General features: G+C 39.0%; 13 protein-coding genes. 2 read left to right on the top strand and 11 right to left on the bottom strand.

What is annotated here, in order from left to right:
• Positions 1-57: 57 nt before the first annotated feature.
• Positions 58-1059, bottom strand: coding sequence for a riboflavin biosynthesis protein RibF (ribF, locus tag G8E00_RS15995; protein WP_166226259.1), 1002 nt, complete (start codon positions 1057-1059; stop codon positions 58-60).
• Between the two features lie 190 nt (positions 1060-1249).
• Between ribF and G8E00_RS15990 the strand changes: the two genes are divergently transcribed.
• A complete protein-coding gene (locus G8E00_RS15990) occupies positions 1250-1813 on the top strand; it encodes a 5'-methylthioadenosine/S-adenosylhomocysteine nucleosidase family protein (RefSeq protein ID WP_166012515.1) in 564 nt (187 codons plus the stop codon).
• Positions 1814-1910: 97 nt separating this feature from the next.
• On the opposite strand, the gene G8E00_RS15985 is transcribed toward G8E00_RS15990, so the two are convergent.
• The 10 genes from G8E00_RS15985 to G8E00_RS16495 form a co-directional block, all read right to left on the bottom strand.
• On the bottom strand, positions 1911-2534 hold the full coding sequence (locus G8E00_RS15985; RefSeq protein ID WP_166012546.1) for a TetR/AcrR family transcriptional regulator: 624 nt from the start codon (positions 2532-2534) through the stop codon (positions 1911-1913).
• Between the two features lie 386 nt (positions 2535-2920).
• Complete coding sequence (locus G8E00_RS15980; protein WP_166226256.1) at positions 2921-3718, bottom strand: ABC transporter ATP-binding protein; 798 nt, start codon at positions 3716-3718, stop codon at positions 2921-2923.
• 9 nt (positions 3719-3727) lie between these two features.
• Complete coding sequence (ssuC, locus tag G8E00_RS15975) at positions 3728-4525, bottom strand: aliphatic sulfonate ABC transporter permease SsuC (RefSeq protein ID WP_171522933.1); 798 nt, start codon at positions 4523-4525, stop codon at positions 3728-3730.
• A gap of 8 nt (positions 4526-4533) precedes the next feature.
• Positions 4534-5709: an FMNH2-dependent alkanesulfonate monooxygenase gene (gene ssuD, locus G8E00_RS15970; protein ID WP_166012512.1), complete on the bottom strand. Its 1176-nt coding sequence runs from the start codon at positions 5707-5709 to the stop codon at positions 4534-4536.
• A 26-nt stretch (positions 5710-5735) separates the two neighbouring features.
• Positions 5736-6743 carry an aliphatic sulfonate ABC transporter substrate-binding protein gene (locus G8E00_RS15965; protein WP_166012511.1) on the bottom strand — a complete coding sequence of 336 codons (1008 nt, stop codon included), beginning with the start codon at positions 6741-6743 and terminating at the stop codon, positions 5736-5738.
• Between the two features lie 15 nt (positions 6744-6758).
• Positions 6759-7730, bottom strand: a complete 972-nt coding sequence (locus G8E00_RS15960; protein WP_166226253.1) for a sulfonate ABC transporter substrate-binding protein — start codon at positions 7728-7730, stop codon at positions 6759-6761.
• Between the two features lie 327 nt (positions 7731-8057).
• Entirely contained in the window at positions 8058-9413 is a 1356-nt protein-coding gene (gene argA / locus G8E00_RS15955) for an amino-acid N-acetyltransferase (protein ID WP_166012509.1), read from the bottom strand.
• Between the two features lie 169 nt (positions 9414-9582).
• Positions 9583-9945 carry an RcnB family protein gene (locus G8E00_RS15950; protein ID WP_166012508.1) on the bottom strand — a complete coding sequence of 121 codons (363 nt, stop codon included), beginning with the start codon at positions 9943-9945 and terminating at the stop codon, positions 9583-9585.
• A 234-nt stretch (positions 9946-10179) separates the two neighbouring features.
• Positions 10180-10578, bottom strand: a complete 399-nt coding sequence (locus tag G8E00_RS15945; RefSeq protein ID WP_166012507.1) for an RcnB family protein — start codon at positions 10576-10578, stop codon at positions 10180-10182.
• 284 nt (positions 10579-10862) lie between these two features.
• Positions 10863-10991 carry a hypothetical protein gene (locus tag G8E00_RS16495; protein WP_264821262.1) on the bottom strand — a complete coding sequence of 43 codons (129 nt, stop codon included), beginning with the start codon at positions 10989-10991 and terminating at the stop codon, positions 10863-10865.
• A 324-nt stretch (positions 10992-11315) separates the two neighbouring features.
• Between G8E00_RS16495 and dapB the strand changes: the two genes are divergently transcribed.
• A complete protein-coding gene (gene dapB, locus G8E00_RS15940) occupies positions 11316-12137 on the top strand; it encodes a 4-hydroxy-tetrahydrodipicolinate reductase (RefSeq protein ID WP_166226250.1) in 822 nt (273 codons plus the stop codon).
• The last annotated feature ends 44 nt before the right edge of the window (positions 12138-12181 follow it).

Here is a 12181-nt window from a genome sequence, read left to right as displayed (position 1 = left end):
TGTCTTCCAATTTAATCAGTCTGATGCTGACGCGTTCTACATTAAAATTTTGGTGTATTAAAAGGGAAATTTGGGGGTGTTTTTTCGAAACTCAAGGAGTTTCTCAACATCATCATCAATTCCAGCTTTTAGCGCTTCAAGCGAAGGGTAATTCTTTTCACCATGTAAATAGTGCAAGAATGTCACCCGCATTAACAGGCCATACAGATTAGCAGAAACATCAGGAAAATGTACTTCTAATCGCCACTCTGGATGATCTTGTTGAATGGCAGGGCGCGTTCCTACATGTCCCGCACCATACAGTGACGTCTCTTCATAGCCTGCAATACCCACTTGACTTGGGCTATCCGATTTTACTTTATCTTGTAAAGAAATAGATTTACACACCACTTCTGTGCCGTAAATACCGTGCAAGCAGGGCTTATGGCGGTTTAATCGGACATTAATGGTTGGAAAATTGATGGTACGCCCAATTTGATCGCCATATTGAACCCGTCCAGTAATACTGTAAGGACGTCCGAGTAATTGCGCTGCTAAGGCCAGATCACCTGCTTGAAGGGTTTGGCGAATACGTGTTGAACTGACACGTTCACCTAACAGTTCAATGGTGTCTAAGTTATGAACATTAAAACCATATTGTTTTAAAAATTCACTGTTGCCTTGACGATTTTTTCCAAAATGGAAGTCATCACCCAAGACTAAGGTATGTGCATTGAGTTTAAATTTTAAAATATCTGCAAAATTTTCTGCGCTTAAGCTGCGAAAGGTATTGTCAAACTTAGCGACAGCAATGTAATCAATACCCAGCTCAGTCAAATATTCGACTTTCTCACGTAAGGAACTGATACGCGGTGGGGCATCATAACCTTTGAAAAATTCCAAGGGTTGCGGTTCAAAAATCATCACCAAGGTTTTTAGGTTTTGTTCTGCGGCAATGTTTTTGAGTTGCTTAATCATCGCCTGATGACCCAAATGTACACCGTCAAAATTACCAATGGTAACGGCAGTCTTTGGTAATTGAAAATTTGGCGCTAAAGCATTTATGCGGAGCAGCTTCATGGGCGATTTTGTGACTAAAATGAATTTGGGCTATATATTGCCATATTCTCACAGTTTCGTCTTGTTGTTGTGTTTTTACCCAACTTTTTTTCATGATTTGATGAGTCATCCATTTCAAGACTCATCATCAACCATTGCACATCTGCAGTTTATTTCTTTTAATAGCTGAAAAATATATTGAGTACATGATATGACTGATTCTATGGCGCTGATGATGGCTTTGCCGAATGAATCTAAAGGCTTATTTGAGGCCGAAGGGATTAATGTGCATTACAGCGGGATTGGTAAGATCAATGCAGCATTTAAAGCGTTTGAAGTGATCCAGAAAACAGGCTGTAAAACCATTTTAAATTTGGGTACAGCTGGCAGTTCAATTTTTGATGCGCATGCTTTGGTCGAAGTGACTCAATTTGTTCAGCGCGATATGGATGTATCACCGCTTGGATTTCCAATTGGAACCACACCTATCGATACTGATTATCCAGCGGAAATTATATTAGACCCACATTTTAGTGATTTACCTAAAGGGATTTGTGGTACTGGTGATAGCTTTGAGACAGGAACCCCAAAAGTGCCTTGTCATTTAGTCGATATGGAAGGCTATGCCATTGCGAAGGTCTGTAAAAAACTTGGCGTACGATTGATCTCAGTCAAGTACATTACTGACGGTGCAAATGACACAGCACATCTCGATTGGGAAGAAAATTTGTTATTGGGTGCTCAGAAATTATTGTCGTTATATAAAAGCATTTGATTGTTTTAAATCAAGATTTGAAAGGTGGCGACCATAGCGGTGTATAGTCATATGCCAAAAATAAACAAACTGTGTGATTATTTATTCATGTAGAGGATCAATTACGTGGAAGAATACCGTAAAGCATCATATGCACGGTGTGTTGAACAGTACGTTCATACATACTACGGTTGCGCAACGTTTTACCCGTCACCATTTCAATTTGAGTACTGAAATCGGCATAGTTTTGAGTAATTCCCCAAAGGTTAATAATCAAAACTTCAGCATCAATTTTGTCAGAAATTTTGCCTTGCTCTTGCCATTTTGAAATGACTTTTGCTTTACGTTTAAAAAGTTTTTTTAATGGACCTTTTAAAATCGGCAGCATATGTGGCGCGCCTTGAATAATTTCTAAAGCGAATAATTTAGATGCTTTTGGTTGAGTGCGAGACACTTCAATTTTTTGCATTAAATATTGCGTAATCGCTTGGGCAGGCTCAAGATCTGGTTCTAGAACTTGCAGAGGAGCAAGCCATTTTTGCATGACTGTAGTCAGGACTTCGACGTATAGAGCCTCTTTATTTTCATAATAATAGAAAATATTCGACTTGTGCATCTCAGCCAGTTGTGCAATTTCATCAAGACTTGCACCACTAAAACCGTATACAGAAAATACATCAAGTGCAGCAGCTAAAAGTTGCTGACGTTTTTGAGTACTCTTTTTTTGTTCCATCTCATCAATAAGCAATAAAAAAGATGTCCAAATTGTACGGGAAAATGTCTGATTTGTGCACAAAGGAATTGTGATTTAAAGATGATTATTATCATTAATTGTGAAGTCAGGATGATTAATTAAAACAGGTGGTTAAATTTAATGCTTTTAGAAACAATAACTAAGAAATAAAAAAAAAGAAATGAAATGCATAAATGGCTTGAAAATTAAATTTTATTAAATAATTGTATGTAAATTATACTGAATTTATTTTTATGATTTTATCAATTAACCGACGAATTACAGTTTAAAGTTGTAAAATTTATATGCAACAGCCTTATTTTATTGGTTAATTTTTCATTATATAAGGCTGTGCATGATCAAATATCTGTTCAAAATACATATGCTTTGTCAATTTATGTCGACAGTACAGCTTGAAGTGCTCTTTGTTCAATTTCAAGAAACTGAGCATTCTTTTGACGAGGACGAGGCAAGTCAACGATAAACTCGTTCGCGATGTGCCCTTTATCAAGCAGAATAATACGGTCTGCTAATGTCACAGCTTCACTCACATCATGGGTGACTAAAATCGTGGTAAAACCTTGTTCGAGCCATAATTTTTCAATTAAATCTTGCATGTCTAGACGGGTCAGGGCATCCAAAGCACCAAGAGGCTCATCAAGCAATAAGATGCGCGGCGTATGAGACAATGCACGTGCTAAAGCGGCACGTTGTCTCTGTCCACCAGACAGTTGTGATGGCCATAATTTTGCTTTTTCATCTAAGCCGACTTTCTTTAACAGATTCTCAGCTTTTTCAAATTTAGTCTTGTCTAGCCCCAATTGCACATTTTGAAGAATGCTTTTCCAAGGCAATAAACGTGGATCTTGGAACATCACACGAATATCGTCCGAGGTAATACCTTCTCGAAAATTCAGTGCAGACTTAAATTTGATTTCACCATAACTTGGCTTTTCTAAGTCAGCAATCAGGCGCAGTAAAGTACTTTTACCACAACCGCTTCGCCCAACAATGGCAACGAACTCACCAGGCTGAATATGTAAGTCTAAGTCTTCTAAAACCTTAACGCTGCCATAAAATTTATGTAATTGTTCGATATTAATTTCAGCACCAATTTTGTCTGGAGCATCAATGGTCGTTTCTGTGGTCGAACCTAAATCACCAGCATAGTGCTGTATGCTTAAATCAGTCATGCTCATCTCCTATTTTTGGTAACCTGGATGCCAGCGCAGTAAATGTTTTTCTAATGATACTGCGAGTACATCGGCCAATTTCCCGAGCAAGGCATAAAGTAAAATACCCACCAGTACGACATCTGTTTGTAAGAATTCACGAGCATTCATGGTCATATAGCCAATACCTGCTTGAGCCGAAATCGTTTCAGCAACAATAAGTAGAACCCAGACGAGACCTAATGCAAAACGAAGTCCGACTAAAATTGAAGGCAATGCACCCGGTAAAATAATTTCTTTATAAAGTTGCCAACGGCTCAGTCCATAGCTTTCACCCATTTCAATGAGTTGCGGGTCAACCGAACGAATTCCGTGGTAAGTATTAATATAAATCGGGAAAAATACCCCGATTGCCACTAAAAACAGTTTGGCTGTTTCATCAATCCCGAACCATAAAATCACCAGTGGAATGAGTGCCAAGGCTGGAATATTTCGGATCATTTGCAGCGTGGTATCGAGTAGCGTAGAAGCCACTTTAGATGAACCATTGAGTAGTCCTAACAATAAGCCTAAACCACCACCAATGAATAAACCAATCAGTGCGCGTCCTGCACTAATTTTGACGTGTTTCCAAAGTTCACCACTGACCAGTAAATCCCAAAAAGCAATAACAACAGCAGTGGGTGCAGGGAGCACACGGCTTTCTAAAAGACCAGTGACTGATGCAATTTGCCAAATAGCAATCAGTAAAATAGGAACCAACCAAGGCAGCAAACGCTGCCCCAGTTGTTTGGAACTACGAGAAGCTAGGCTTTCAGCTTTTCCAATCGTTTTCGTCATGCTGGCTCCTGAGATTTAACCTCTTTTTTAGCGTCATCAGCAACATAGTTATTTGCGACGATTTCACCAAATGGGCCAGTCAAATTCGGTTGAGTGAGTTTTTTACGTGTTTCCAGTGGCAATAATGGGAACACCAATTCTGCAAAACGAATCGATTCTTCCAAGTGTGGATAGCCAGAGAAAATGAAAGTATCAATGCCTAAATCTGCATATTCTTGAATACGAGCAGCAACAGTTTCTGGATCACCGACAAGCGCCGTACCAGCACCACCACGGACTAAGCCAACGCCAGCCCAAAGGTTAGGAGACACTTCAAGTTTGCTACGGTCGCCATTATGCAGTTCAGCCATACGACGTTGACCGACAGAATCCATTTGTTTGAATTTTGCTTGAGCAGCTGCAATGGTGGCATCATCGACATATTGAATCAGTTCTTCAGCTGCCGCCCATGCCTCCTCATTGGTTTCTCGTACAATCACATGCAAACGAATACCGTAGCTTAAAGTACGCCCTTTCGCTTCTGCTTTGACACGGACATTTTCAATTTTCTCTTTAACAGCAGCAGGTGGTTCACCCCAAGTTAAATAGGTATCGACTTGATCCGTAGCAAGCTCAACAGCAGCATCTGAAGAACCACCAAACCATAGTGGAGGATGCGGTTCTTGAACAGGTGGATACAACAATTTAGCGTTATCTACACTTAAGCGTTCGCCATGGAAAGTGAAACTTTCACCTGTGTGAGAACGTTTTAAAATTTCACGCCAAATGGTGGTGTATTCTGCTGCAGTTTTATAACGTGTTGCATGATCTTCATACACGCCGTCACCTTTAAGCTCTTCTTCATCACCGCCAGTCACGAGATTGAGAAGAACACGACCATTTGATAAACGGTCAAAGGTTGACGCCATACGTGCAGCAAGAGCAGGAGTCGTTACGCCTGGACGTAGCGCCACTAAGAATTTCAGATTTTTTGTTGCATCAATCAGGCTTGCAGCTGTTAACCATGGGTCTTCACAAGAACGACCTGTAGGAATCAACACACCTTCATAACCTAAGTTATCTACAGCAACAGCAATCTGCTTCATATAAGCATGATCCACTTGACGTGCGCCTTTGCTTGTACCTAAGTAGCGGCTATCACCATGTGTAGGAATGAACCAAAAGATTTTCATGTCAAATTTCCTTGCTTAATTAAAAATTACTTGTTGTCAGCAGATAAAACTGCGTCTTGAACATTGATCTTTTTGGGAATCAATTTCTCTGTATAAAATAAGTCAGCAATCTTTTGTTGAGACTGAATGACTTCTGAATTAATCGCTAAAATTGGAGAAGGTTTTAAGCGACGATCCAATGCACGTTTTGCCACTTCTGGTACTAAGCCAGTACTTTTGCCATAAAGTTCAACGGCAGCAGTTTGATTTTTCAAAATCCATTGATCCGCTTCATTGAGGCTCTTGATCACTTTATTCACTGCATCTGGATGCACTGTAGTGAAGCTAGGATTTGAAATGTAATAAGAATAAGTTTTAGGAAACACCTGACTATCAATAAGAACTTTCACATGTCCATTCAATTCAACCGCTGATAGAAAAGGATCCCAAATGGCCCATGCATCGACTGAGCCTTTATCTAAGGCTGCACGTGCATCTGCAGGTGGTAACCAAATCGGTTGAATGTCTTGCCAAGTGAGCCCTGCTTTCTGTAGAACTTTGGCTAAAAACTCATGTGCACTCGAGCCTTTTTGTAAGGCAATACGTTTGCCTTTTAAGCCACTCAAATCAGTAATATTCGACTTTTCAGGTAATACCAAACCTAACGAACTGCCGGGATAAACTTCATAAGCGGCATAATTCAAATTTTTATCCGCTGATTGCGCAAAAATAGGCGGTGTATTGCCAACAGCACCAAAATCTACAGCGCCCACGGCTAAAGCCTCTAACATTTGCGGACCAGCAGGGAACTCACGCCATTCAATTTTTGCTCCTGGAAACTGACTTTCCAAAAGCTTTTGTTCACGTGCCACAAGTAAATTCAAAGAAGACTTTTGAAAACCAATAGAGACTGTTTTAACGTCATCTTTTTTTTGTTCTGAAGCTGTTGCTGTATTTGTTTTATTTTGCTCGGTCGGTTGGTTTTTTTCGCACGCGACTAATCCCAAACTGACTGCTGTAATGCCCACCAAGCTAAATGATTTAAATAGACCCATGATGGTCTCCAGATGTTATTTATCTGAGCTGCTTAAAATGGCAGCTTGAATATTGAGTTTATTTGGAATCAATTTTTGTTGATAAAAGGCATCAGCAACATATTGTTGTTCTTTGGCAATGTCATTCGAAATAGGTTTTACACCAAAGCCCATTCGAGCGATTGAACTTTTTAAAACACCAAATTCTAATCCAGTCGGTTTTTCCAAAAGCTTGGCAGCTTCATCTTGATGCTCTGCTACCCACTTTGTATTTTCATTTAATTCATGGACGACCGTTTTTAAAACCTCAGGGTTTTGTTCAGCGAACTTACGATCAGCCAAATAGAACTGGTAGTTTTTGACTAAGTTGTCACCTGTAGCGATCACACGTGCACCAATTTGCTGTTCAGCGGCAGCGAAGAACGGATCCCAAATGACCCATGCATCGACAGCACCACGTTCAAAGGCAGCACGAGCATCCGATGGTGGTAAATACACCACTTCAATATCACTCAGTGTTAATTTGTTTGCTTCTAAAAGTTTTAATAATAGGTAATGAACGTTTGACCCTTTGTTTAAAGCAACACGTTTGCCTTTCAAATCTTGAATCGTTTGAATTTTAGAGTCTTTTTGCACGATTAATGCTTCAGCTTTAGGTGCTGGTGGCTGATTGGCGATATATACCAAATTTGAATTTGCGGCTTGAGCAAAAATAGGCGGTGCTTCACCTGATTCGCCAAGTACCACACTCCCCACATTTAAGCCTTCGAGCAGTTGTGGACCTGCAGGGAATTCCACCCATTTTACGTTGACACCTTTTGCTTTTAATGCCGTTTCAAGCGTGCCGCGCTCTTTTACGATGGGTAAAATGCCATATTTTTGAAAGCCGATATTGAGCGTCACTGTTTCAGCTTCTTTTTTGCCACATCCAGACATCATGAATACACTAGCGATTACTGAAGTCACAATCGTAGATTTGAACCAGAAATTTGCTTGCTTGGCATCCATGAATACTTTTACCCCTGTTTTTTTTAAATGGAAGGATGTGAATGCGTATACGCTAATCAATTTTCTATTCCAAAAAAAATAACAAATCAGGAATTCCTAATGAAAAAAAAAGATAAATAAAAATGAGAAAAGTTTATGCTAAAAAATGATTTAGGATAAAGGACTGGAGTTTTAAATTTATTTGATTAAATTATTGATAATTATATGTTTTTATTGATCATTGAAAATGAGATAATCTTATCTGCTTTATGCATAACGCATGACGACTATTTTCATGCGCTAAAGCAGATAAGATTATGAGAAATAAAGATATAAAAATCACCCATTTCAAGAAATGAGCTTTTTACAGACCAAGGAATTTCGTTGGAAGTTGTAGAGCGCTTGGCGAGCTTCAGGTAAGTCATCTACTGTTGCTTCAATAAAGCCTTGTTCTAAAAACCAATGTGCCGTTCGGGTGGTTAAAATAAACAATTGTTCAATGCCCATGCTTTTTGCTTTTTCTTCTAAATAATGAAGAATTTGGCTACCACGATTGGATTTACGATAACTTGGATGAACAGCAACACACGCAAGTTCAGCTGACTTCATTTCGTCTTGGCTAGCAGGAATTGGGTACAGTGCAGCACAGGCTAAAATCATGCCATCTCGTTCAATCACTGCAAAATGATCAATCTCATTTTCGATGCGTTCACGTGAACGATAGACTAAAATCCCTTCTTCTTCTAATGGTCGAAGCAGATTGATTAAACCACCTACATCATCAATTGTTGCGGTACGAACTTCTTCATAATGTGCATCTGTGACCATTGTGCCATGGCCATCACGGGTGAACAGCTCCTCAATCAGCGCACCATCATGATCATAGGAAATCAGATGTACACGATGTACACCTTGTAATGAGGCTTCTTTGGCATATTGAAGATGTAGTGCAATTTCAAAATTTGAATCTTGATATTTAGCAATATGTTGATCGAGCTGATGTGGGGTAATTTCACGCATCAATTTACTAAATTCATCAATAATGCCTTGCTGACTTCCCAAGAAAATCAGTTTATCGGCCTGTAAATCAATCGCTGTTTTCATTGCGACTTCTTCAGCCAATAAATTAAAAACTTCACCTGTAGTTGAATAACCCGATGGACCGAGTAAAACAATATTGTGATTGTCTAAATGGCGTTGAATCGCATCTGTATCGACACTACGAACTTCACCTGTCAGCTGAAAATCCACACCATCACGTATACCATAGGGTTTCGCGGTGACTAAATTTCCTGACACCACATCAATACGTGCACCATACATAGGGGAGTTGGCAAGTCCCATCGACAACAAAGCTTCAATCTGTAAGCGGATTGAACCTACCGCACTCATCACAGAAGCTAAAGACTCACGTGTGGTAATGCGACGATTATTATGAAATGGACTTTGAATTGATTTTTCTTTTAAATTTTCACTGATTTGAGGGCGAGCGCCATGAACCAAGATGAGGCGAATACCCAGTGAATGCATCAATGCAATATCATGAATAATATTTTTAAAATTTGCATTATGTACAGCTTCACCACCAAACATCAGTACAAAAGTTTTGTTTCGATGAGCATTGATATAGGGCGCAGAATTACGGAACCAGTGCACATACTCTTGAGCATTGCTGTGTACATTGTCTATCGATTCCATCTGCATAGATTTTCCAAACTAATCATTTAAGTGTTGATCTGATTCTAAACAAAAATGATCGTTTGCACACCTGTGTTGTATATGAATAACAAAGATCAATAAAGTTCAAATAAAAAAGCCCAAATATGATTTGGGCTTTTTGCACGAGCGTCTTCGAATTAATCAGAAATTTGAATTAACCAACGATGCTCATAATTCTTCCATTACGGTGATCAACTAATACGAAGTCACCGTTAATTTTGTACCAGTTTTGGTTACGACCTGGTTTAGTTAAATGACGATAATTTTTGTGGTTGACCATATAACGTGGTGAGTTATATTCACGTGGAAGAACTTGCCCACGACGCCAGTCACGGCTTGGATTAACTGTTTTATAACGGTTATAGCGATTGTCATTTTTACCATTATTCCAGTGTTTAGCTTGGTGATGACGTTGCTCTTGGTATCTGTTGTCATGGTGGTTATATGGAGCTGCCATAGCAGAAGTTGCCATTAAAGCACCCATTGAAACTGCGATCGCACTTAATAATTTTTTCATTGTGTTCACCTCTGGATGTTTGTCTATAACTTTCCTGATGAGATCAAATTAACTGAGCATCTGAGATAAACCATGAAACAAATTTAGTTGATTTGTTAATTATATGAAGACTTTATGAAGGTTTTTACAGCAGTGTTTTGAGTAGGATAAGATGAAACAAAATAAATGAAATGACTCATGTAAAAAAGCCCAACATGCGTTGGGCTTGAATTTGTTATTGGTGATTGAGCGAGATTAATCTTGTCGAATTTGAACAATATTGTTGGTACCTGAGTCGATCAAAATGTAATCATTGTTAATCTTGTACCATTGTTGATTATTGCCCGGTTTTGGCAAATTATTTTGCTTATAATCCGCTTTATAACTATTGCCACGATAATGCTGAGGCATAACATAACCCGTCTGCCATTTATGTTGTTGTAAACGTTTTACACCACGTTCTTCACGCATTTTGCGGCGGTCTTGTGTGTCATCTGATTGAAAGTCGCGTTTAAAACCACGATCATGACCTCTGCCACGATCATCTTGATCAAAATCGCGAGAATGTTCAGAATGAGGGGCAGCATTGGCAAAATTGGTGCTCACCAACATTGCACATAAAGATAATGTCATAGCTGTCAAAATCTTTTTCATATCGCGCCTCATTTACCTTTTATCGTTCTGTTTTGACTAATGTACTCAAAAATTGCAGAGAAACTGTGAAGATCGATTATATATTCGATTAAAATTCGATAGATAATAAGAACATATTTGATCATTCAGGCACATTATTAACGAAAATCTTGATATATCAAGCTTCAAGCACGTTTTTCAATAAATAATCTTGCAGATAATTAATTTGTAAATAGTTATTTAAAAATCACAATTCAGCAATCGCTTGATGAGATATGGCATGGAGTTCTTAAACTTTTAAAGGGTTAATTCCATTGCTGTGAGTAATGCAATAAAGTATGTACCGCTGTAACGATATCTTCAGCTTGCTGTGCATCATCTAAAGCAGAAATGAGTGCAGGAGAGAGTTGTAATGATTCAATACGACGAATCATTGCTTTTTTTGAACTGGATCTGCCAAGTTAAAAATCCTTATTTCAGAAGGTATTGATGTTTCTCAGACATCATAATGAGGATATTGGAATTTAAAAAACCGAATATAATTATAATATTGATTTATTAATTCGATTTTATCGACTAAATTCTAAACGTCATCTTACTTTTTAGCCATTTTTTCTATGTATTTGTTTGATAGTTACCTAGGTATCAATGGAGTGACCGGCAATGATTATTTCATTGATTTTGTCCGCTTGATCTTAGCGAGCGCCCAGTCTTTTGTTATAGTAAGGACAATTTTGAAGCAACATTAGGAATATGTTATGTCAGCAGCTCCACGCATTGGTGTATTAGGTGCAGGCGGTCGTATGGGACGCATCCTCATTCAAGCCGTAAAAGAAGCAGGTTATCAGCTTGCCGCGGCAGTTGAACGCCCTGAAAGTAGCTTGATTGGTGCTGATGCAGGCGAACTCGCAGGAATTGGAGCTGTTGGTGTAAAGATTGTGGGTGATCTTCAAGGGGTATTGAAAGATTGTGACGTTGTAATTGATTTCACTGCACCTGCAGCAACGGCACACCATTTAAAATTATGTCGTGAAGCTGGTGTTGCCATCGTGATTGGTACAACAGGTATGAATGATGAACAAAAAGCATATCTAGATGAAAGCGCGACACAAACACCTGTTGTTTATGCTGCGAACTATTCTGTTGGGGTTAACGTTTCAATTAAATTGTTAGAACTTGCATCTAAAGTGTTTGGTGACACGGTGGATATCGAAGTAATTGAAGCTCATCACCGTCATAAAGTGGATGCACCATCGGGTACAGCTTTAATGATGGGTGAAGCGATTGCCGGTGCATTGGGTCGTGATTTAAAAGAAGATGCTGTGTATTGCCGTGAAGGTCATACAGGTCCACGTGAACGTAAAAGCATTGGTTTCCAAACCATCCGTGGTGGCGATATTGTCGGTGAACATACTGCAATGTTTATTGCAGATGGTGAGCGTGTTGAAATTACCCATAAAGCTACCAATCGTATGAACTTTGCTTCGGGTGCAGTACGTGCAGCAGCTTGGGTCGTTGGCAAAGCGCCAAAAAAATACGATATGAAAGATGTATTGGGCTTTAATGATATTGAAGTTTAAGTCTTCGTATCATTGAAAGTAATCAAAAAAAAATAAAGAATATA

It is taken from the genome of Acinetobacter shaoyimingii, from assembly GCF_011578045.1.
GTDB classification, from domain to species: domain Bacteria; phylum Pseudomonadota; class Gammaproteobacteria; order Pseudomonadales; family Moraxellaceae; genus Acinetobacter; species Acinetobacter shaoyimingii.
Note: the sequence above shows the minus strand (reverse complement) of the source record. Positions and strands in the feature narration are given on the sequence as shown.